Origin of the sequence: Mycobacterium sp. 852013-50091_SCH5140682 (assembly GCF_001665685.1) — a bacterium.
Classification (GTDB): Bacteria; Actinomycetota; Actinomycetes; order Mycobacteriales; family Mycobacteriaceae; genus Mycobacterium.
Window position 1 is genome coordinate 1 of sequence record NZ_LZTB01000104.1, and the last position, 21,232, is coordinate 21,232.

A 21,232-nucleotide genomic window follows, 5' to 3' on the forward strand; every position below is an offset into this window, starting at 1 on the left:
CCCCCCCCCCCCCCCCCCCCCCCCCCCCCCCCCCCTTTTTTTTTTAATGATACGCCGACCACCGAGATCTACACTTATGCGATCGTCGGCAGCGTCAGATGTGTATAAGAGACAGCAGCTCATCGCGATGAAACGCTGCGCCGACTGCGGATGGCACCCACCCACCCAAGGCCACCATCCCGAATGCCCAACGTGGGATAGCGATCCCGACGGCACTGCACCCCAGCCGAGTACACAACGGGACATGACACGACCGCAGGGGGACAGGTGACGAACACCCGGCGATGGGCCACCAAAGAGGAAGTGGCCGAACACATCCGCGTCAGCGTCAAGACCGTTCAGCGCATGACCGCGCGAGGCGAACTCACCGCCCACACCGTGGGCCCGCGGCTCATCCGTTACGACCTCAACGAAGTCGACGCCATGCTCACCCCCGCAGAGACGGCGGTGCAGTAGTGCCGCACTTCCGCGTCGACGACGCACTCCACGGACACCCGAAAGCCCAACGCGCCGGCGACGATGCGATCGGCATGTGGGTGCGTGCCGGATCGTTCTGCATGGCGTATCTCACTGATGGATTCGTGCCGGACTGGTGGGTCAGGCAGCAGCCGAAAGGCGTAGCGAAGGCCAAGCGGCTCATCGCGGCCGGGCTCTGGCACGGCGGTGCTGAGCGCGACGGCGAGAAGGGCTACCAGTTCCACGAATTCACCGGCCCCGGCCGCCAGGATTCCCGCGCGCAGATCGAAGCCGACCGCGAGAAGTGGCGGAAGAAGAAGGCTGCCCAACGCGCCGCGTCCCCAGGGGAGTCCCCCGGGGACAACCCGCAAGTGTCCCAGGGGGACAGGCGAAACGGTCGCACGCAAAAACACGCGACACAACGCACGGTACAGACGCAATACAACGAGCGGTACGTAGACGAAAACACGCATGCCGAAAACGCTGCCACCAGCGCAACCACCCAAATGTCCCCCGGGGAGTCCCGGGTATTACCCAACACCAACCCAACTAAAGAGATCTCTACTCACCTAAAAGACGACTCTCACGTAAGTAACGCGCACGACCCCGATGACTACCCGCTACCACCCGAACCCGAACCGGACGACGACTACGGGCCCGTACCCCAACACGTCGACAACGCCGCCCGACCCACACCACGCCAACCCAGCCAGGCCGCCAAAACCGTGGTGCGCCAGACGCTCGGCAGCGACACCCTCGCCGCCTACCCACGCACATTCGTCGACAGGCTCGCCCGCCGAGTCGAAGACCTCACCCGCGAAGGCCAACCCGACGCACTCATCCGCCAGGCACTCATCGAATGGGACAAACGACCAGACGCCCGACCCGAATGGCTCGACACCGTCTTGGGCGACATCGTCAAAAACCAACGCGCCCAACCAGGGCACAACAACGGCGGCCGCCCCGTCCACAAGATGCGCGGACTCGCCGAACTCGCCCAGGAAGTCCGCGCCCAAGAGCAGCAAGCAGCCATCGCCGCCGAAACCACCAACCCGAGAAAGGAACTCACCCCGTGACCACCACAGCCGACGCACTCGAAGTCATGACCCTCGTCGTCGCCTGCCACCACCGCACCGCACCCCGCATGGACGACCGCGAAGCCACCCTCGCCACCGCCACCATCTGGGCCGAACTCTTCAGCCAATACAAACTCGAACTCCCCGACCTCATCGCCGGAGTCAAACGCCGCGCACTCAGCCACGCAGACGCACCCGAACCCGCAGAAATCATCGCCGTCGCCCGCGACATCCGACGCGAACGAGGCGAACGCGAAACCCCCACCGAACGCCGAGCCCGCGAAGACCGCCAAGACGCCGCCCTCGAAGCCCGCAACCAAGCCAAACTCGCCGCCATCACAGGCGGACTCGGCAAGGCCATCGAATGATGCGCGACCCCAGCGACCCGTACGCAGACGAACGCCAATCCGACGGCCCCACACCCGCCGAACTCTGGCAAGCGCAACAAGCCCGAGAAGCCCGCGCCAACCGAGCCCAAGCCATCGCCAACTGTGGACTCTGCGACCCAGACGGCTACCGAGACACCCAAGTCTGCGACCACCAAGACCACCGCCAAACCGCCCGCCGACACAGCGACCAAATCAGAGCCCAAATGGGCTGGCCCGCCACCAAGACACCAGACCAACCCCAATCGTCGCCCCCCGTCGACGCTGGGCCGCAAAAAACACGCCTGTAATTCACTCGCAGGCCCCCGAAACCACCCAACGGGCCAACCCAGCCGAAACCACACCCGCACCCCCGAGCCAGAAAATCACCCACATGCCACCAGTCATGGACCGAAAATCCAGCACCGAACGCGCCGAACGCGCCTGGCGGCTCTCACTCCGCGGACGCACCTGGCAAGAAGTCGCCGACGCCGAAGGCTTCCGCTCCCGCCAGTCAGCGCGCAAGGCCGTCGAGAAGTGGCTACAGAAGAACCCCACCGACGACATCGAACGCCTACGCCGCGCCACCGGCGACAGCCTCACCATGGTCATCCACACGCTGCTCGACAGCCTGGAGAAGGCACACGAGGCGGGCCGCCACCGCGACGTCGCCGAGCTGGGCAAGGTGGTGCTCGACGGCCTGGACAAGCGCGCGAAGCTGCAGGGCCTGCACATCGCGGTGCCGCAGGTGGTCGACGTCAACGTGCAGACGATGACCGAGATCCTGACCGACACCCGCGCTCGGCTGCTCGATGCGATCGACGCCGAGGTGGTCGAACTGCCGGCCGAACGGAGCGAAGCGTGACCACCACCGAGCAGATCAAGGCTGCCGCGAAGGCGGCGAAGAAAGCTGGCGTGGATGCGGCGATGTCGCTGGCTGAGGACATCGCGACGGGCCGGCTCGACCCGGCCGCGCTCGACGCCGCTGCGGTCGCTGAGGCCCGGGCGTTGTTCGGTCGTGTCGAGGGCCCGGACGATCCACTGTGGGAGCTGCACGTCGACATCGCCCGCCAGGTGCTCGCGGTCGGTGGTGGGTTGCCGGCCGATGAGTTGGCGGAGTGGCTGGCGGTGACGCGGGCCGCTGAGGGCGCGGCGCCCGAGCCGGAGGCTGCCGAGGACGACTGGACGGCGGAGGCGTGCGACGAGGTGCTGGCCTGGCCGCCGCCGTTCGACGCGGGCGGCGAGCTGCCGCCGGGGGAGTCGATCGTCAACGACACCGACGTGCCAATCGAGGTCCAAGGACCACCGGCCCCTGTCTAACTGGGGTGTACCCGTGGTGAACTATCCGGGATTCTCGGAATGTTGGGTGTGACCAGTGCAATCACTGTCTAAAAAAGGTGGTTGACGAATTGTTGGACGCTGGTCTAATCTGGTCTAGAACGTAAATAGACATCGACCAGCGTGGAGGCCCAAATGATCACCAGCGCCGAAACCCGAGTACAGGACCGCAAAACCGGAATCAAGGGCGCACTTCTCAACGACGAGAGCCGCCCCATCGCGATCGTCCAATGGGACAACGCTCCCCACCCAACCTGGGCTGACTGGTCCGACCTCGCCTAACCGCTCCGCCCCGCCGGGCCTCAAACCTGAGGCCCCGGCAACCACCCAACCCCGGAAGGAAACCCATGCTCACTGCAACCCAACGCGTCGCCTTCGCCGCCGGCCTGTTCGTCGGCGTCGCGCTCGGCATCCCCGCCGGCGCAATCGTCGTCGGCACCGCACAGGCCGAACCCGTCGCCCAGGCCATCGAGGAGGACCAGCCCGGCTGGGACTGCCGCACCATGGGCAACCGGATCTGCGGGCCCGACAACGCCCAGGGCCTGGCCGCCGCGTGCTACAACGACCAGGCCGAGGTCGTGGCCCCCTGGCCGTGCCACCTCGTCGTCAACCCCGCCACCGGCGACGCCGACGTCTACGAAGGATGAGCCTGTGACCGACAACCACGCAGGGCAAGCCGCTCCCACCCATGGGGGCGGCTTCGCCGCGTCCAGCCACCCAGGCCGATCCACGCAGACGTTCCGCGACATCGAGACCGACGACAGGGACGCAAAGCTGCTCGGCTGGCCGCGCCTCGACGTCAGCACGTTCACCGACAGCGCCTGGCCTGACGTGGCGACGTTCCGGGCAGCCGACGCGGACCAAGAGGTCACGGTGACCATCGGACGCGAGGACGCTGCTGCGCTCGTTCACCAGCTCGTCGCGTGGCTGGCGGCCGGCCAATGAGCAACGGGCAGCGGGTCGGCTACGTCCGGGTCTCGACGGTCGACCAGAACACGGAACGCCAGCTCGACGGCATCGAGCTCGACAAGCGGTTCGAGGACAAGGCCAGCGGCAAGGACACCGCGCGGCCGGCGCTCACGGAGGCGCTCGGCTACGTGCGCGAGGGCGACACGTTGGTGGTCCACTCGATGGATCGGCTGGCGCGTTCGCTGGAGGATCTGCGGCGCACTGTGCGGGAGCTGACCGCGCGGGGTGTGCGGGTCGAGTTCGTGAAGGAGAACCTCACGTTCACGGGTGAGGACTCGCCGATGTCGACGCTGCTGCTGTCGATGCTGGGCGCGGTGGCGGAGTTCGAGCGGTCGATGATCCGGGAGCGGCAGCGGGAGGGTATCGCGATCGCGAAGGCGAAGGGTGTGTACAAGGGCCGCAAACCGGCGCTCACCGACGCGCAGATCGGCGAGGTGGTTCGCCGCTTGGATGCTGGCGAGTCGGCAGCGGATTTGGCGAGAGAGTTCGGGGTGGCGCGTGCGACGGTCTACAACGTGAAGAACCGCGCCGAGGGGAGCGAGTGATGGGCTGGTCTGATCCGGATGCGGATCCGCTGGCCGATATGGCGCGGATCGGTGGGGAGTCGCGGCGCGCGTTCTATGACGGGTCGCTGGCGCGCGGTACCGAGCCGTTCGTGCGTGACCATGAGGGCAGGCGGCGACTGGTGTCCGAGGTAATCGACATGGACAGCAACGCGCGTGTGCGGAAGGCATGCAGTGATGAGTGATGGGTGATCCTGCGCGGTGTCCGCGGTGCATGGTGGTGCTCGAACTGGTCGGCCCGGACGCCGCCGGCCGTGTGCAGTGCGCTCGGTGCGAGCACGACGTGACGGAGTTCGTGGAGGCTGAGATGGCCTACTACGAGTCGTTGATCAGGGTTGGTCAGCGTGCGCGTCGGGCGGAGCGGGTGCGTCAGTTGCAGATCGGGGCGGTGGTGCTGGTGGTGCTGCTCGGTCTGTTTCCGGCGACGCGGCCGGTGTTGCTGCACATCATCGCGTGGTGCGGGGTGGCCTTGCTGCTGGTGGGGTTATGGAGGCTGTTCACGGGTCGGCTCTGACCTGCAATCTATTTTGTCTAGCCAACTTGACTAGAAACCGTCTAGCGCGCTAGACTATGCTCATGATCGCACCGGCGCCCACCCGAGAAATCGTCAAGCAGCTCAAAGGCGCACGCTTCACCAAGCGTGACGGCAAGGGCAGCCACACCGTGTGGACCTGCCCGCACGGCCGCTACAGCGTCTCGGTGGACACCGGCGGCCGGACCATCAGCCCGGGCGTGCGCCGCCAGGTCAACAACGTGATCGATCGGTGCGCAACCGACTGCAAGAACGAGGAGGACTGACTGACATGCACACCTACAAGGTCAACGTCACCCGCGACGACAAGTGGTGGATGATCACCGTGCCCGAGCTCGACGGGTACGTGACTGCCGACGGTTCGATCAACCTCTCCGACACCACTCAGGCGCGCCGGCTCGCCGAAGTCCCCGGGCAGGCGCTCGACTTCATCTGCACGGTGGTCGATGCTGCACCCTCGGAGGTCGGAGTAGAAATTTCGATCAGTGTCGACGACATCGACGTGACGGCGATTGCTGACGAGGTGACTAGGGAGCGGGAACTGGCGGATCAGCACGCGGCTGCGGCTCAGGAGGGCGCCAAGATGTTGGCCCGCAGCCTCTCGGAGCATGGCGTTGCCGTGCGTGATGTGGGTGAGGTGCTCGGGGTGTCGTTTCAGCGTGCCCAGCAATTGATCTCGGCTTGATCGTCTGAGCACCGGGGCGTGACACTCTTCGCGGGTGTCCGCCCCGGTCTCGTTGTTGACGGCTGTCCGCCACGTGCGGGCGATGCGTGCCCTGCGTCGGCCTTCGACCCCGGCGGAGCTGGCGCGTCGCCTGGACCCGAAGTTCCGTGTGACGCCGACGATTCGGCTGCTGTCGGATACGGCGGTGCGGTGGGTGACGGAACCTGACCAGCGCGACATCGTGAACACGCCACCGCGGACCGGGAAGTCGGAACTATTCGCGATCTGGACGCCGGTGTGGGCGTTGATGCGTGACCCGGATTTGAAGATCGTCGTCGTGTCGCACGGTGATGATCTGGCGCAGACGCACTCGCGGAAGGTGCGGGCGATCATCCGGGAGCACGGCGAGTTTCTTGGGTTCAGCATCGCGGCGGACAAGACGGCTGTCGGTCGGTGGAACGTCGAGGGGCACCAGGGCGGTGTGCTGGCCGCGGGCATCAGTTCCGGAATCACTGGCCACGGCGCCGATCTGATGATCATTGACGACGTGCTCAAGGACGCGTCTGAGGCGGACAGCGCCGCGCATCGGAAGCGGATCCTGAACGAGTACCGCAGCACGTTGGCGACACGTATCCATCCGGGCGGGTCGTGTCTGGTGTTGATGACGCGTTGGCATGAGGAAGATCTGGCCGGCGCACTGTTGGCGCAGGAGCCGGACCGGTGGCGTCACACCAACATTCCCGCCGTGTCGGAGTCGGGGATTGCGGATGCGCTGCGCCGGCCGCCCGGCGTCACGATGATCTCCGCACTGGGGTACACGCCGGAGCATTTCGCGGCGATGCGCCGGACGTCGGGTGAGCGTGCTTGGTACGCGATGTACATGGGTGTGCCGAAGGCCCCGGCGGGTGGCCTGGTGAAGCAGAAGTGGTTGGACGAGTGGCGGTTGTCGGTCGCGCCTGCTCGTCCGGTGTTCACGGTGGTGGCGGTGGATCCGTCGGACAGTGGGCAGGGCGACTCGTGTGGTTTGGTGGCGGTGTCGTCGACTGCTGGGGGTGGGGTGGCGATGATCGCGGATAAGTCGGCGCCGATGACGTCGGATGAGTGGGCGCGGGCTGCGGTGCGGTTGGCGGTCGATGTCGGGGCGAGTCAGATCACGGTGGAGGGGTTCGCGGCGCGGGAGACGTACACGCGGGTTGTGCGGGAGGCGATTGCGCGTGCGGTGGAGGGCGGGACGTTGGATCGCCCGATCGCGGTGACGTCGTGGCCGCCGAAGGGCCGTGCTCGGGTGGGTGATGCGGTGGCTCGGTCGGCGGCGCTGCTGCAGGCGCTGGAGGTCGGTACCTGCCGACTGGCCGGGTATTTCCCTGATTTCGAGGCGCGTGCGGTGGCGTGGCAGGCGGGTCAGCATCAGCCGGACAATCTGGCGGCACTGGTGATTGGCCACGACGAGTGTGTGCACGCGGCCGGGCTGGAGTGGGACATGGCGGCACCGCTGACGGAGGGCCAGGGCTCGGCGGATGGCCCGGATCGCGGTGGCTCGGTGGTGGACCTGGGCGATTGGATGTCGCGCAAGATCAGCTGAGGTTGCCGGGCGCTCGGCGCGGCCGGGGGCGGTTATTTCAGCCGCTGCACCGGTATGGCACGACTCATGCCATCCACCAGCATTTTTCCGTTCTGGATCGTCACCTTGGGTCGATAGGCGTATCGGTACTCGTAGTGATATTGGGATTGGCGCCATATCGAACCGTCCGTGAGTTCAACGATCGTGTTGCCGTTCCACCCTGTCCAGGAACCGTTGATGTATAGCGTCACTAGACCCTCCTCGATGACTTCGGTATAGCCGAATTGTGTTGCTGGTCACTGCGAATGTCACAGTTTACCTAGACAAGTCTTGAGCGGCGGAATGTTGCGTCAATGCCGCCTTACCGTTGGCCTTGTGAGTCATCCGCAACGTTGGCAGCCGGACGAGCACATGATCGCCGCGGTGCTGTCGACGCCGAAGTCGTCGCGGAAGATGACGCAGCTGTCCGAGATGGATCGGGCGTGGCTGGTTGCCGGGTTGACATTGGCGGGTGTGACGGCGCAGGACATCGCGGACCGCATGCGGTGCTCGCTCAGGTTGGTGCGGGCGATCCGCGCCGAGGACTTGACTCAGTTCGCGGTGGTGGCGCAGACCCAAAACCGCACGCTGGGTGACGATTTGCGGACGGAGCGTTGCGAGCACGCGGTGACGCGCCGGAATCTGGCGGAGGCTCAAGCCGATCTCGAGCGGCTGCGTGCCCAGTTCGATCAGATCGTCGATGCCCACATGACTGGGCAGCTGCAGGTTTTCAAGCGGTGTGGGCATCCGATGGTGCCGTACAACACCTATGAGCATGGCGGCCGGAAGTGGTGCCGGACCTGTGGCCGTGAACGGAAAGCTGAGCGACGCAAGGCGTTAGCCGCTGTCTGACCTGCGGTGTCCTCACCGGTGAGGCCAGTTTTCACCCTCGCTGCATAGCCTCCGGTCTCATGAATCTCAGCCTCGGACTTACCATTCTGGCTCTTTTCGTCTACGTGTTGGCCGTAATGCGGCTCGTGCGCCTGATCAACTTCGATACCGTGCTGGACCCGCTACGGCTGGCCATAGAACGCCGAATTGTCGCGGCGCGCACGATCGCGGACCAGACGGAGCAGCGCGATGACGAGAACAACGCTGTTGCCGTGCACTTCCGGCGCCGTCAAACGCAGTGGGCGACACTGGCCTATTTCCTGGGATGCCCGTGGTGCGTGGGGTTCTGGCTGTCGCTGGCGACTGCGATCGTTCCGGTGCTGATCATCGGGTGGCCGTGGTGGGCACTGTTCGGGGTCGCGTTGGCCACCAGCCACCTCGTGGGGATCGCGGCTCCGCTGTCGGCGGACGAGGACATCGAGATCGTCGCGAACGGGGAGTAAACACCCAGCTTGGCTACCGTCTCGCTCGTGGCAGCTCCGGATTTGCGCGTCGTTCGACGCCGTAAGGGCACCGCGCTGGTCGCGTCCGTTGGGCGTCCCGCGGCGCTGACGGCAGCCAGTGCACCGGTGAGCGACCCGGGCAAGGTGTTTGGATCCGCGACGATGGGTCGCCGCGACAACTGGCAGGCCGAGGCCTGGGAGATGTACCGCCAGGTTGGTGAGCTCGGCTATTACGTGCGGTGGCGCGCCAACTCGTGCTCCCGGGTGCGGCTCGTCGCGTCGGAGATCGACCCCGATACCGGATTGCCGACGGGCAGCATCGATCCCGACAACGCGGAAGGTATGCGGTTCGCGGAGATTGTGCGCGAGATCGCCGGCGGTCCGCTGGGGCAGGCGAAGATCATCAAGCGCGCCACCGAGTGCCTGACGGTGCCGGGGGAGCACTGGATCGCGATCCTGGTGCGCCCAGCCGCGGGTTGGGCGGACGGGTCACTGCTGCCCGAGCGGTGGTTCGTGGTGACTCGCAAGGAAATCGAGAAGGGCGCGCGGCGCAACAGTGTTGTGATCAAGCTGCCGGATGGGTCGAAGCACGAGTTCGATGCGGCGGCGGGTGACGGCATGTTCCGGGTCTGGAATCAGGACGCCGAGGATGCCGCTCTACCGACTTCGCCGGTGCAGGCGTGCTTGGACTCGCTGCGTGAGATCGTCCGGACGACGAAGAAAATCCGGAACGCCGACAATTCGCGGTTGCTGAACAACGGGCTGTTGTTCGTGCCGTCGGAGGCCAGCCTGCCGGATTCGGCGGGCGCTCCGGTGTCGGCGGACAAACCGGCCGGGTCGCCTGCGCCACCGGCACGCCGGCCAGGTGTCGCGGACAGTCTGCAGCGCACGATCGTTCGCGTCGGCGAGACGGCGGCGAAGGATCCGGACAGCATGGCGGCGCTCGTGCCCGTCGTCGTCGCCGCTCCCGGTGAGCACCTGTCGAAGATCCATCATCAGGAGATCGGCAAGGACGTCAGCGACACGGCGCTCAAGACGCGCACCGAGGCCATCGCGCGGCTGGCCATGGGGCTGGACATGTCGCCGGATCAGTTGCTCGGGCTCGGCAACTCGAACCACTGGTCGGAATGGTTGCGGTCCGATCAGGACGTGCAGATCCACGTGTCGCCCGTGCTGGAAACGATCTGCCAGGCCATCTATGACAGCGTGCTACGCCACATGCTGGCCGCGGCCGGGATCGATCCGGACAAGTACGTCCTTTGGTACGACGCGAGCCGTCTGACCGCCGACCCGGACAAGACCGACGAGGCTCGCGACGCGTTCGACCGCGGCGCCATCACCGCTGAGGCGCTGGTCCGCCAGTACGGCCTGCCGGACGATGCGCTCTACGACTTCACCAGCCTGGACGGCTGGAAACAGTGGGCTCAGGACCGGGTTTCGCGGGACCCGACATTGTTGCCGACGCTGTTGCCGCTGCTCGATGCCAGCGTGCAGGCCATCGACTTCCCCGAGCCGCAGCCCGCGTTGCCGCCGGCAGACAATCAGCAGTCCGATGAGGGATCGGGCGCTGACAGGCAGCAGGAACCCGACACCGAGGACAGCAGCGGCGACCAGTCGGCCGGTCTGCGTGGCGACGTCGAACTGGCTGTCGTGGATCTGCTCGTGGGGCGGGCGCTGGAGTTGGCGGGGAAGCGGCGGGTCCGGACGAACGACCGCGTGCAGCATGCGCGTCTGCGCGACGTAGCGCCCCGCGACTATCACCGGTTCATGCCTCCGGTCGACGACGGCGAAGCGAGCCGGCTGATCAAGGGGTTTGACGACGTGCTCGACGGCGAGTTCGCCGCCGCACACGGTCTGGACCCTGAGCGTGTCCGCTCCGCCGTTCGCCGCATCGCTCGGCGTGAGCTAACCAGCCAGGTCGTCGACGGGCAGGTGGTCTGATGGCCGAGATCGACAAGACACACCCCGGCGTCGTCCGGGCACGGGAAGGCAACGCGACGGCGAGCCACTACACGGCCAGTCGGCGAGTGGTGGTCGTCGCCGACAACGCCAGCTTCGCTGACGCGATCGCCGCGCTCAAGGCGCTCCGAGACGAGGTGTGCTGATGTTCTTCCCCGGGCGTGACGATGCGTTGTCGCACACCATCAAGGCGGAGACGGCGATCAGCGACCTGTACGCCGAGGCGATCCGCCGGTGGGCACCGGACGTGCAGGACGCGGTGTTGCCGGCGCTGACGGCCGCCGCGTCGGAGTTGCCGCCGGATCCGGATGCGGTCGCGCAGAAGCAATCCGAGTGGGAGACGAGCGCCGAAGCGGTGATCGTAGCCGGCCTGGCGGTCCTGTGGGCGGTGGCCGTGTACGAGACCGTGACGGGCCTTGGCCTGCCGATCGATATCGGTGGCGGCGGGGCGGCCGCGGTCAGCGACATCGATGGGTCCGTGATCGACATTTTGTTGGTGTCCGTGCAGCAGTCGCGCGCAGAGGTGAACGCGGCTGTCGAATATGTGCAGGCCACGCCGTCGCTGGCCGCTGCGCGCGATGACTTCCTGTCCTCAAAACGTGAGGACATTTTCACGAGCACCCCGAAGATGGTGCGGGACAAGGTCACGGCGGCCCTCTCCGATCCGCAGATCACTGTGTCGGTGATTCCCGAAGACCGTCCCGCGGTGCTGCAAGCCGAAGCCGCCAAGGTGCTCAACCCATCGTCGGCGGTGATGCGGGAGATTGCCCGCGGCGGCGGATACCAGGCCGCCGGCGTGATGAACCACGCGGTGGTCGCGGCTGCCCGGCAGTCGGAGGACGCCGACGAGCTCGAAAAGACGTGGATCTGCACGATCGATGGGAAAACGCGGCCGACGCACTGGGCGGCGGACGGTCAGCGGGTGCCGCTGATGGGGCACTTCACCGTTGGTGGCGAGCAGATGTTCGTTCCGGGGGATCGGTCGGCGTCGGCCGCCGAGTGGAAGAACTGCCGTTGCCGTGTCGGCATTCTCGCCGTCGACGAAGAGTTGCCCGACGAGATCGACCGGCACACCGAACGTCTCAACGGCCGCGACAGCGTGGTGATCAACCGCGATGGTCGCACCCAGGCGGAGGAAATTGAACGCCGCGCCGACGCCGGCAATGTTCGTGCGCGTGACGACCAAGACGGGATTGGGCGCGTGGCGTCCGGCGGCTGGGCCGCATCGAGTGAACAGGAGTACGACATGGCCGAGGACGCAGAGACCTTCCTGACGTTCAGCGGGTACATCGGCAAGTTGGGTGTGGCGACGTCGGATCGACGCATACTGGCCGCCGACATCGACCTGACGATGCGCGAGTTTCCGCACCCGATGGCGTGGCAGAAGCAGGCCAGCGGCGGCCACTACGACAGCTACACCGTGGGTGTCGTGGAGACGGCCGAGATCCAGGGCGACCGGGTGTTCGCTAGCGGCTATTTCCTCAACTCGACTGAGGCGATGGAGGCGGCCGACCAGGTCAAGCACAAAGTCTCCGCGCCCAGCCTCGACCTCGCCGCCGCGGAATACATCTTCACCGACGAGAACGGCAAAGAGATCGAGGGCGACCTTTACGACTGGTGGGAGGAGAACGGCGAGCCGTTCACGTACTTCACCAAGGCGGAGCAGACCGGATTCACGCTGGTGCAGACCCCCGCGTTCGACGGCATCGACATCACCCTGGGCGAACGGGAGACCCGAGACCTCGCGTTGGTGGCGTCCATCGTGGCCCGCGTCGACGGTCCGCGCGTGAAGACCTACGACCCGGCGCTGTTCGAGGATCCGAAGCTGGCGCGGCCCACTGCGCCGACGATGAACAACGAGACGGGTCGGATCTACGGACATCTGGCTGAGTGGGGGCACGCCATCCGCGGCGGCAACGGGGAGCTCACCCCGCGGAACCACAACGGGTACGCCAACTTCCACACCAGCCAGGTGCAACTCGACAACGGCAAACAGCTGTCGGTGGGACGGCTCACGGTGCAGGGCGGGCACGCCGACACTTCGCTCGGCGTCACGCTCGCGACAGCGCGAGCACACTACGACAACGTGTGCACGGCATTCGGTCTGGTGCGCGTCGGTGAGGACCGCTTCGGTATCTGGTTTTCGGGTGTGCCTGCACCAGGTGTTGACCCCGAGGTCTTCCAGATGGGCATGACCGCACCGCTGTCGGGCGACTGGCGCGGTACGCAGCTCGACATGATCGCAGCGCACGCCGTCAACAGCCCGGGATTCCCGATCTACAGCGCAGTCACCGGACCCGACGGCCGCGACCTTGCGCTCATCGCCAGCCTCGGCCCGTCGCGAAAAGCACAGCGAGCTGCCGGTGGGTTCACCATGGATCGCGAGTCACTCAAGACGCTGCTGACAGAGGTGGTCGAGACCGTGGACCGCCGCCGCGCCCACCAGGATGCGGCGCTCGCGCACAAGGAGCGCACCGACGCGGTGTTGGCACGAGCACGGAACGCCGTGGGGGATCCGCCGCCTGAATTGACCCCGACACAGCGGATTGGTCAGATGCTGGCGGAGCGTGCCTAATGGCGTGCGGATGCAGGGGCGGTGGGCGTGCCGGTGCCCGCACGTCGACGGGTTCGACGGTCGAGGGCTATGAGTACACCGCTCCGGACAAGACGGTGAGGACGTTCCTGATCTACCTGGAAGCGAAGAAGGAGCAGCTCCGCAATGGCGGCGGCACGATCAAAACGATCGTCAGCAGCACATAGGTAATCGACCAGGCGGCCCCCGGTTTCACACCGGGGGCCGTCTCGTGTTCCGAGGTCGCTGCACCATGCCCTCTTACTGTCCGGCGCCAGAGAGTTCCTGCCATGCGCTATGTGCCGGGGAGCGATCGGAAACAGGCAGTACCCCTATCACCGAGACAGGAGCCATTGCAGTGAAGTTCACGACGCTGCCCGATCAGTTGCCCGACACCGTCACCGAGCTGGAGGAGTTGGCCGCCGCCGTCGCGGCTGAGATCAACGTTTTCCAGGCCCGCCACGCCGTCGGTGACGAGTTCACCGCCGAAGAGGTCGACCGGTTCGAGTACCTCGCCGATTCGCACGACAAGGTCACCGAGAAGCGTGACGCCGTCGCTGCGGCCGACCAGTCCGACGCTGACAAGCTCAACGGCTTGATCGCCCGGACAGCCGCCAAGCCTGCCGCGGAGGCCGAGACCTCCGAGACCGCTGAGCAGTCCGCCGACGCGGATGCTGCTGCTGAAGTGGTCGCCGAGGCCGAAGCCGCGACCGCCGACGCCGCCGCCGAGGATGCTGCTGCGGCCGTCACCGCGTCCAGCGGCAATGGCGGGGCGACGTTCGCTGGGGCCGTCCGCAACAGTGACATCCCCGCAGACACCCCAGCCGGCGAGAAGCCGAAGCGGTGGACTCCGCTGGCTTCGATGCCGAAGTTCGCCGAGTTCGGCGGCGCCAACGTCAGCTCCCGCGAGATCGCTGAGGCGATCGATTCGGTGCAGGCTGGTCAGCGGACCGGTCGCCAGCCGACCGGCGAGACCACCCTTGGTGGTCAGGCGTTCGCTACCCAGGCGCTGGCCAAGATGGCTCGGCCGCAGGGCAAGGTCATCGAGAACGCACAGGATCTGCACGCCGAGTTGGACCGGGTCGCCGCCGAGATCCCCGGGCGCGGCAAGGTTTCCGCGGAGGCGCTGGTCGCTGCTGGTGGCTGGTGCGCACCGTCTGAGCAGCTGTACGACTTCTGCCCCACCCCGGCGGCGGCCAACCTGCTATCGCTGCCGGAGATCGCGATCAAGCGTGGCGGTATCCGGTTCCCCGCTGAGCCGGATTTCACCGCGCTGCAGACCGGTTTCCACTTCACCGAGCCGCAGTTGGAAGCCACCGACGGCAACGGTCAGCCCACTGCGGTCAAGGAATTCGTCGAGATCCCTTGCCCCGACGACATGATCGAGTATCGGCTCGAGGCGATCGGCTGGGCGGTCAAGGCCGGCATCCTGCAGCGGCAGGCGTGGCCGGAGCTCATCGAAAAGTTCGTCGATGAGTTCCTGGTGGCCCACCAGTACCGCGTTTCGGCGAAGACCGTGCAGAAGATGCTGGCCGAGTCCAGCGCGGCCAAGGTCGTCCCCACCGATGCGGTTCTGGGCGCCACCACCGGCGTCCTGAACGGTCTGCACGTGCGGGCCCGCAACATTCAGCTCAAGACCCGCCGGGACACCGTCGAAGGTGTTGCGCCGGTGTGGTTCCGCGACGTGCTGCGCGCCGATCTGGCGATGCGGGACGGCAAGGACATGCTGTCCGTCTCCGACGCCGAGATCGACAACTGGCTGGCAGTCCGCGGCATCTACCTGCAGTACGAGGGCACCTGGCAGTCCCTCGGCGCAGGACAGCCCGGCCACCTCGACACCTCGTGGTGGCCCGGCAGCGTCGACGTGATCCTGTACCCGGCAGGTACGTTCTTCCGGTCGCTGGACAACGTCATCACCCTCGGTGTCCAGTACCCGATCGAGCAGGTGCAGCTCAACCGCTACACCCACGGGTTCCTGGAGGACTCGTTCCTGGTCGGGAAGCGTTGCGGCCCGTCAGATCTGATCCGTGTGCCGCTGTGCACGAACGGTGCGGTCGGTGCCCGCGAGACCATCGTGTGTGGTTCGGCTACGGTGACGAAGACGGTCGCCACGCCTGGCACCCCGACTGGTGGCGGGATCACTCTGAAGTTCTCCGCCAACAACATTCCGTCCGGGTCGATTGCGTTCAACGCGTCCGCGGCCAACGCGGACACGGCGCTGACCGCCATCGACGATGGCGTCACCCAGGCGGGCGACATCACCGTTACGGGTGGCCCGCTGCCGGGCGCTCCGCTGGTGGTGACCTACCCGGCGAAGCTGGGCGACCTGCAACTGGCCGTCAACTCGCTGACCGGCGGCACCCAGCCCGGCGCTGGCGTGAACATCTCCTAGTCGAGGCCCGGGTATCGCAATGGACGAGGCGGGCGGCGTGAACAAATCCGAGGCGTTCACGTCCGCCCGTCTTCCCGGTAGAGAGGACCGCACGCCATGACCACTGCATTTTCTCCGGTGGTGTTCGACGCTCCGCTGGTCAACCCGGCGCCGAACGGGTTGTTCGGAGCGACCCAGTGGACCGACGAGGACGGGCCGCTGCGCTGGTTGGCTTCCGGTGTCGACATCCGCGTGTTCAACTACGGTGGCGGAGCCCAGTTCGGTGTGTGGCAACACCCGTGGTGTGTGTCGGAGGGCGATCTCGATCCCGAGACGGACGCCAAACGCGGTGTACGCCCGCAGTTTCCGGATACGTTCACCGCATTCACCTCCTGGGCTTCGGATGAGTGCGATCTGACCAAGCTCAGCCGCAACGAGGTTCGCGTGCGGGCACAGCAGGTGCACCGACTGCAGGAACCCAACGCGGTCGAATCCAAGCTGGCCACTCGAATGTTGGCCGACGCCGGCACGCCGGAAACTGCTGCGGGTGTGGTGGCCGCCGTGGCATTCCTCGAGGGGCTGTTGGCGAAGACCAACACGGTCGGCCAGATTCACGCATCAGCGGAGTGGGCGACGTTCGCGGCGTACGCGAATCTGGTGCGCTACAACGGCAGCAAGCTGGTGACCCCTCTCGGACACCAGTGGGTGTTCGGTGGCGGCTACGTCGAGGGTCTCGGTTCGACTCTGGTGGCGACGTCACCGACGTTTGGTTGGCGCGGCCCGGTGGCGCTGCGCGACGCCCCCACCGCGGGGTTCAACGAGTTTGTTGCCGTCGCTGAACGGAGCCTTGTCGTTGGCTACGAGGCACTGGTGGCTGCTGTCAAGGTGACGGCGCCGGTCGCTGGCGACGGCTTCCCTGGACTGCTGAATTTCCCTGGTAGTGCGAATTTCCCGAGCGGAGGATAGTCATGCCTGCTGGTGTGCTGGTTGTGGTTGAGAATGGCTTCGCCACGATCGATTTCGTCGACAAGGCCAAGCGCGGCCCGGCGCTGGCGAAGCTGTTCGAGATCGGGACACCACCCGAAGCGATCGAGAAGCTGACCCGGTCGGGGCCGCGCGCCGTGTACGTGGTGCCCGAGGGCAATGCCCGCGAGGCCGGACTGCTCGACGAAGCCGACGCGCAGGATGCCATCGTTGGCACCGTCGATATTCCCGACGGCGAACCGGTTCCCGACACAGTGTTCGCTGAGGGCGGGCCGCTGCCGGATGGGTCCCTGCCGGCGCTAGGCACGTCCGGGGAGGATGTCCTGCCGAAGGCGTGGCCCGACGGTGAGCCAGACGACGACTGGACGCGTCCCGAGCTCAACGCATACGCCCAGGCGGTCAAGGGCATCGACCCCCGCGAGTTCAAGAACAAGGACGCGGTGCTCGCCGCGATCAAGGGCGCTGCGTCGTGACCGAGGTTGTGCAGGGCCCAGCCTGGCTGGACCGGATTCGCGCGCTGATCCCTGAGTCCGCGCGCGAAGGCTGGTACCGCATCGCCGGCGCCACCGTCGCGTTTCTGGCCGCATTCGGCCTGTTGGAGGAACAGGAGGCGGCACTGTGGACGCAACTGGTCATTTCGGTGGTCACCCTGGTGTTCGCGCTCATCTACGCCACTTCGACGTGGCGGGTCGTGCTGTACGCCGTGACCGGTCCGCTCGGCGGCGTCCTGATGTTCTACGGCCTGATGAACGACGTCCGTTGGGCGGCGATCACCGCGTCGGTGGCGTACGCCTTTGGCATCACGACCGCCGCCGCGAAGACAGTGCAGCGGGACTACGACCTAGCGCGATGACCGAGTCGGAGCGCGAGCTGGCGAAAGCCACCCACGATGTCGAGGTCCACGACCAGCACCGCACCGTGTACATCGGCAGCCAGACCATGCTGTGGGCGCTGCTGGCCATCGGGTACGGCCTGATGACTCTGTGGCTGGGCCAGGACGCATGGAGCTTCGAAGGGTACGAAGGTACCTACACCACCGCGCTGGAGGTCCCCGGGTCACCGGAGAGCTGGGGCGCGGCGTTTCTGATCCTCGGAACGTCGACACTGTGGGCGTTCCACAGGTCGATGTCGAGATTGCTCGCGGTCTCACTCACGTTGCTATCCATCCTGTTTGGCATGTTCTCCAGTTCGTTCGTCGTGGATGCACTGGCCTACGATGCGCCGGAATCCTGGCCGTCCGTACTCATTTACGGGCTGATCGCCGTAGCCATTCTCATCCGCGCCAGGCTGGCGTGGGTGACGCGGTGAATTGGGAGTTCCTCGGTCAGTTGTTGCTCACCGGCGGTGGGTTGGCGGCAGTGGCCAAGGGGCTGGCGTGGCTGAACACCAAACGGGCGGAACGCCTTCGCGCCACCGGCGAGGCCGGGGTGGAATACGACAAATTCATGGGCGCGGCGATGACCCGGGCCAACGAAGTCAACTCGGGCATCCGCGACGACCTCATCATCGAGCGCCGCATCAAGGCCAACCTGATCGACCTGGTTTTCGACCTGGTTGACGCTCTGCGCACCCGGGGCGCCACCGCCCGTGAAGTGGACCCGTTTCTCGACCGCCTCGACGAGATCCGCGCCGACCGTTGACGATGCACCCACTGCTCTTACTGTTCGGCGCAGCCTCGGATACCGACCGGCGCGAAGCGCCTGATAGCAGGAGGAAGGCCAGCTCATGGCATTCGCAGTCGTAAAAGGACTCTCGCTCAGAGCGACCAAGGTTGACCGTTGCGGGACGCCCCTTCCGGGCCTCGCGAACCGCATCGTCACCGACGGGTTCATCCAGGCCAACCTGGACCCGAACATGAAGGACGCCAACGAGCTCACGCAGGAGAACGCCGCCGGCAAGGAATGCGTCAGCGACCGCACTCCGCCCGAGCGTCGTTGGTGGAACACCGAACTGCAGCTCTGCGGCGTCGACCCGGACCTGTGGTCGATGGTGCTGTCCTGGGCGCGGATTCTCGACTACGACGGCAACCCGATCGGCGTTCGCGACCGCAAGTCGGTTGACACCGACACCGGTGTCATGTTCGAGATCTGGACCGGCGGCGAAGGCGACGACGATTGCCCGCCCCCGACCGACGATTCGATCTTCACCGCGTCGGCACGTGGAAAGCAGTACGGCTACCTGGCTTTCGCCGGCACCGAATTCGTGTCGGGCGCGATTCCCATCGGTGCCCAGGTCTCCACGTTCACCCTCACTGGCCGGACCATCGCGCCGAAGGGCTGGGGCCGCGGCGTCGACAACGTCGCAGCGATCGACAGCAATGGCACCCCGGGCCGCCTGCTGGTCCCGGCGTACAGCAAGGAAGACGACAACCACCTGCTGTTCTTCCGCACCCCGATCGAGCCGCCCAAGCCCACTGACGGTGCGTGCGAGCTCAACATCTCCTCGGTGTTCACCGCGCCGAACTACTACTTCGGTGGCCCCGCCGGTGAGCCTGCTGCGGATGTCGCTCCGCCGCAGCCGATCTGCAACGGAAAGAAGTACACCGTGGTGGTCGGGGGTACCGGCAACTGGAAGGCCAAGGTCGGCACCCTGCCGTCGGCGAATATCGCGCACACGGCTCTGCCGGCCGCGGTGCAGTCGGCGATCGAGGCGCTGTCCAACGTCGAGGTGGGTCAGGTGCAGGTGGTTGGTACTGCGGGGAACTACACCGTCACACTGGATCCGTCGCTGCCTGCGCTGACCGCGGACAGCACCGGCCTGACCGGCGGCACAGCTGTCGTCACGCCTCTGTAGCAGTCCTAGTGGCGGGTGGCACTCACTGCTAGGGAGTGCCACCCGCCCAGGGTCTTTCACCTTCCCCACGGTTGATTCGGAGCGCCGCGTGACTTTCACCCCGAAGACTTGGCATGACAGCCCGGACAGGTCGACGCCGATCACCGCTGCGGAACTGAATCGGATCGAGCAAGGCGTTGCCAGCGCCTATGTGGCGCCGGTGTTCGTGAACGTCAAAGACCGGGCGTACGGGGCCAAGGGTGACGGTGTCGCCGACGACACGACCGCGATCAACAACGCGATCGCGAATAGCCCAGTCGGCTCAACGATTTTCTTCCCGCAGGGCACCTATCTGGCATCCAACCGGATCGTGCTGTATCCCGATCGGCAGTATCTCGGCGCGGGCGCTGCTGTGGGTGCGCGTGCGGCGATCATCAAGCAGAAGAACGGCACGAACCTCACTGGCGGTCTACTGGTGGCGCAGGCGTGGAACACGAACGCCGCGACCTGTGACAATCCTGTACTGCTGCAAGGCATCTGCGTGGATGGCAACTCGGCCAACAACGCGACATCGACCGCGCACGGCATCGTGCTGACAAACTTCTGGGCGCGGGCCATCAACTGCGCCGTTTTCAACGTCAAGGGCGACGGCATCCGCCTGACGGATACCACGGCCAACGGCGCCAACATCGTGTCGAACTCCTGCTCGGAGAACGTGGTTCAGTGGTGCAAGTTCGACAACATCGGTGGCGACGCGATCCGCAACGTGTCGGGCAACGGCAATTCCAACATGGATGGGTTCTGTGAGAACAACCTCATCTCCACCGTTGCCGGGAACGGCATTCTGCTCGACAAGGGCGCGGGGTGGAAGGTTCGCGGCAACCACCTCTACGGCATCGGCGTCAACGCCATCGACATTTCCAAGGCGTTCGCCACGGTCGTGGAGGGCAACTACATCGAGGACTTCGGACTCCAGGCCACCAACGGCGTCTGGTACTCGGGTATCACGCTCACCCAGCTCGACGGCCGCGGTTCGCAGATCGTCAACAACTTCATCGGCACAACGGAACCATCGTCTTCGGTCGGGGCATACATCTACCTGCTGGCCAAGTCGGGTTCAGCGCAGACGGACGCCCAGGTCATCGTGTCCGGAAACGCCATTCACGGACCGTCGTCGCCCACTACCAAGGGAACAGGCCTCTACTTCGATGTGGCATCGGGTGGCGTCCTGAAGGTCCACGATGTGGCGAACGATGTGCGTGGCATGAACACCCTGCGGCAGTCGTACCTGGGCGTCGAGTTTCAAGCGGCAACACGCCGTCGTGCCACCACGGTCAACGCCCCAGGCGCCACGCCGTCGATCAACTGCAACGCATGGGACCAGGTCAACTACACCGGCATGGCCGCACCGATCACCGGCATCACCATCACCGGGACCCCAGTCGATGGACAAGAGCTGACGATTCGGTTCAAGGACAACGGCACTGCGCAGGCCATCACGCACGGAACCGGCTTCGTCGGAACACTGCTCGCCACCACCGTTGCGGGCAAGACACACGTGTGCACGTACCGGTACGACGCGGCGGCGGCCAAGTGGGCAGGGACCATCGTGAACACGGCTGGCTACTGAGGTAAGTCCAGCGGAACGCCCGGGGTGGTCACGTGCCCCCGGGCGTT

Annotated in this window: 29 protein-coding genes; 28 read left to right on the plus strand and 1 reads right to left on the minus strand. The window is 66.1% G+C overall.

Going from position 1 to position 21,232, the window contains the following annotated elements; translation table 11 throughout:
* Positions 1–267: 267 nt before the first annotated feature.
* From A5784_RS26835 to A5784_RS26895, 14 genes are all read left to right on the plus strand, one after another.
* Positions 268–456: a helix-turn-helix domain-containing protein gene (locus A5784_RS26835; RefSeq protein WP_064947916.1), complete on the plus strand. Its 189-nt coding sequence runs from the start codon at positions 268–270 to the stop codon at positions 454–456.
* Complete coding sequence (locus A5784_RS26840; protein ID WP_064947917.1) at positions 456–1,532, plus strand: hypothetical protein; 1,077 nt, start codon at positions 456–458, stop codon at positions 1,530–1,532. Before A5784_RS26835 ends, A5784_RS26840 begins: the two co-directional genes overlap by 1 nt.
* Positions 1,529–1,900: a hypothetical protein gene (locus A5784_RS26845; protein WP_064947918.1), complete on the plus strand. Its 372-nt coding sequence runs from the start codon at positions 1,529–1,531 to the stop codon at positions 1,898–1,900. Before A5784_RS26840 ends, A5784_RS26845 begins: the two co-directional genes overlap by 4 nt.
* A gap of 391 nt (positions 1,901–2,291) precedes the next feature.
* Positions 2,292–2,762 carry a hypothetical protein gene (locus tag A5784_RS26850; protein WP_156750792.1) on the plus strand — a complete coding sequence of 157 codons (471 nt, stop codon included), beginning with the start codon at positions 2,292–2,294 and terminating at the stop codon, positions 2,760–2,762.
* Positions 2,759–3,217, plus strand: a complete 459-nt coding sequence (locus A5784_RS38480) for a hypothetical protein (protein WP_064947920.1) — start codon at positions 2,759–2,761, stop codon at positions 3,215–3,217. The genes A5784_RS26850 and A5784_RS38480 overlap by 4 nt, the downstream gene beginning before the upstream one ends.
* A 153-nt stretch (positions 3,218–3,370) precedes the next feature.
* Complete coding sequence (locus A5784_RS38485) at positions 3,371–3,517, plus strand: hypothetical protein (RefSeq protein ID WP_156750793.1); 147 nt, start codon at positions 3,371–3,373, stop codon at positions 3,515–3,517.
* 65 nt (positions 3,518–3,582) lie between these two features.
* Positions 3,583–3,882 (plus strand): hypothetical protein, encoded by a 300-nt coding sequence (locus A5784_RS38490; protein WP_064947921.1) that lies wholly within the window; start codon positions 3,583–3,585, stop codon positions 3,880–3,882.
* Between the two features lie 4 nt (positions 3,883–3,886).
* Positions 3,887–4,180 carry a hypothetical protein gene (locus tag A5784_RS26865; RefSeq protein WP_064947922.1) on the plus strand — a complete coding sequence of 98 codons (294 nt, stop codon included), beginning with the start codon at positions 3,887–3,889 and terminating at the stop codon, positions 4,178–4,180.
* Entirely contained in the window at positions 4,177–4,749 is a 573-nt protein-coding gene (locus A5784_RS26870; RefSeq protein WP_064947923.1) for a recombinase family protein, read from the plus strand. The genes A5784_RS26865 and A5784_RS26870 overlap by 4 nt, the downstream gene beginning before the upstream one ends.
* On the plus strand, positions 4,749–4,952 hold the full coding sequence (locus A5784_RS26875) for a hypothetical protein (protein ID WP_064947924.1): 204 nt from the start codon (positions 4,749–4,751) through the stop codon (positions 4,950–4,952). Before A5784_RS26870 ends, A5784_RS26875 begins: the two co-directional genes overlap by 1 nt.
* Positions 4,952–5,281: a hypothetical protein gene (locus A5784_RS26880; protein ID WP_156750794.1), complete on the plus strand. Its 330-nt coding sequence runs from the start codon at positions 4,952–4,954 to the stop codon at positions 5,279–5,281. Before A5784_RS26875 ends, A5784_RS26880 begins: the two co-directional genes overlap by 1 nt.
* A gap of 62 nt (positions 5,282–5,343) precedes the next feature.
* The gene (locus tag A5784_RS26885; RefSeq protein WP_064948047.1) at positions 5,344–5,565 is read left to right on the plus strand and encodes a type II toxin-antitoxin system HicA family toxin; all 222 of its coding nucleotides are present in this window, start codon (positions 5,344–5,346) and stop codon (positions 5,563–5,565) included.
* A gap of 5 nt (positions 5,566–5,570) precedes the next feature.
* The gene (locus tag A5784_RS26890) at positions 5,571–5,984 is read left to right on the plus strand and encodes a hypothetical protein (RefSeq protein WP_064947926.1); all 414 of its coding nucleotides are present in this window, start codon (positions 5,571–5,573) and stop codon (positions 5,982–5,984) included.
* A gap of 82 nt (positions 5,985–6,066) precedes the next feature.
* Positions 6,067–7,545: a terminase large subunit domain-containing protein gene (locus tag A5784_RS26895; RefSeq protein ID WP_502687546.1), complete on the plus strand. Its 1,479-nt coding sequence runs from the start codon at positions 6,067–6,069 to the stop codon at positions 7,543–7,545.
* A gap of 32 nt (positions 7,546–7,577) precedes the next feature.
* On the opposite strand, the gene A5784_RS26900 is transcribed toward A5784_RS26895, so the two are convergent.
* Positions 7,578–7,775, minus strand: coding sequence for a hypothetical protein (locus A5784_RS26900; protein WP_064947928.1), 198 nt, complete (start codon positions 7,773–7,775; stop codon positions 7,578–7,580).
* 160 nt (positions 7,776–7,935) lie between these two features.
* Here A5784_RS26900 and A5784_RS26905 point away from each other — a divergent pair, with 160 nt between their 5' ends.
* The 14 genes from A5784_RS26905 (at position 7,936) to A5784_RS26965 (ending at position 21,185) form a co-directional block, all read left to right on the plus strand.
* Positions 7,936–8,415, plus strand: a complete 480-nt coding sequence (locus A5784_RS26905) for a hypothetical protein (RefSeq protein ID WP_082945090.1) — start codon at positions 7,936–7,938, stop codon at positions 8,413–8,415.
* A gap of 59 nt (positions 8,416–8,474) precedes the next feature.
* Positions 8,475–8,897: a DUF1360 domain-containing protein gene (locus tag A5784_RS26910; protein WP_064947930.1), complete on the plus strand. Its 423-nt coding sequence runs from the start codon at positions 8,475–8,477 to the stop codon at positions 8,895–8,897.
* Between the two features lie 27 nt (positions 8,898–8,924).
* Entirely contained in the window at positions 8,925–10,838 is a 1,914-nt protein-coding gene (locus tag A5784_RS26915; RefSeq protein WP_232006255.1) for a hypothetical protein, read from the plus strand.
* Positions 10,838–11,002: a hypothetical protein gene (locus tag A5784_RS38860; RefSeq protein ID WP_197514884.1), complete on the plus strand. Its 165-nt coding sequence runs from the start codon at positions 10,838–10,840 to the stop codon at positions 11,000–11,002. The genes A5784_RS26915 and A5784_RS38860 overlap by 1 nt, the downstream gene beginning before the upstream one ends.
* Positions 11,002–13,431, plus strand: coding sequence for a hypothetical protein (locus A5784_RS26920; protein WP_064948049.1), 2,430 nt, complete (start codon positions 11,002–11,004; stop codon positions 13,429–13,431). Before A5784_RS38860 ends, A5784_RS26920 begins: the two co-directional genes overlap by 1 nt.
* Positions 13,431–13,616, plus strand: a complete 186-nt coding sequence (locus A5784_RS26925) for a DUF7196 family protein (RefSeq protein ID WP_064947931.1) — start codon at positions 13,431–13,433, stop codon at positions 13,614–13,616. The genes A5784_RS26920 and A5784_RS26925 overlap by 1 nt, the downstream gene beginning before the upstream one ends.
* Before the next feature lie 170 nt (positions 13,617–13,786).
* Positions 13,787–15,820, plus strand: a complete 2,034-nt coding sequence (locus A5784_RS26930) for a major capsid protein (RefSeq protein WP_156750795.1) — start codon at positions 13,787–13,789, stop codon at positions 15,818–15,820.
* A gap of 96 nt (positions 15,821–15,916) precedes the next feature.
* Positions 15,917–16,765: a hypothetical protein gene (locus A5784_RS26935; protein WP_064947932.1), complete on the plus strand. Its 849-nt coding sequence runs from the start codon at positions 15,917–15,919 to the stop codon at positions 16,763–16,765.
* Between the two features lie 2 nt (positions 16,766–16,767).
* Entirely contained in the window at positions 16,768–17,256 is a 489-nt protein-coding gene (locus A5784_RS26940; protein WP_064947933.1) for a hypothetical protein, read from the plus strand.
* Positions 17,253–17,636, plus strand: a complete 384-nt coding sequence (locus tag A5784_RS26945; RefSeq protein WP_197514885.1) for a phage holin — start codon at positions 17,253–17,255, stop codon at positions 17,634–17,636. The genes A5784_RS26940 and A5784_RS26945 overlap by 4 nt, the downstream gene beginning before the upstream one ends.
* Entirely contained in the window at positions 17,633–18,091 is a 459-nt protein-coding gene (locus A5784_RS26950; protein ID WP_064947934.1) for a hypothetical protein, read from the plus strand. Before A5784_RS26945 ends, A5784_RS26950 begins: the two co-directional genes overlap by 4 nt.
* Positions 18,088–18,423 (plus strand): hypothetical protein, encoded by a 336-nt coding sequence (locus tag A5784_RS26955; protein ID WP_064948052.1) that lies wholly within the window; start codon positions 18,088–18,090, stop codon positions 18,421–18,423. The genes A5784_RS26950 and A5784_RS26955 overlap by 4 nt, the downstream gene beginning before the upstream one ends.
* A gap of 85 nt (positions 18,424–18,508) precedes the next feature.
* Positions 18,509–19,576, plus strand: coding sequence for a hypothetical protein (locus A5784_RS26960; RefSeq protein ID WP_064947935.1), 1,068 nt, complete (start codon positions 18,509–18,511; stop codon positions 19,574–19,576).
* A gap of 88 nt (positions 19,577–19,664) precedes the next feature.
* Positions 19,665–21,185 (plus strand): glycosyl hydrolase family 28-related protein, encoded by a 1,521-nt coding sequence (locus A5784_RS26965; RefSeq protein ID WP_064947936.1) that lies wholly within the window; start codon positions 19,665–19,667, stop codon positions 21,183–21,185.
* The last annotated feature ends 47 nt before the right edge of the window (positions 21,186–21,232 follow it).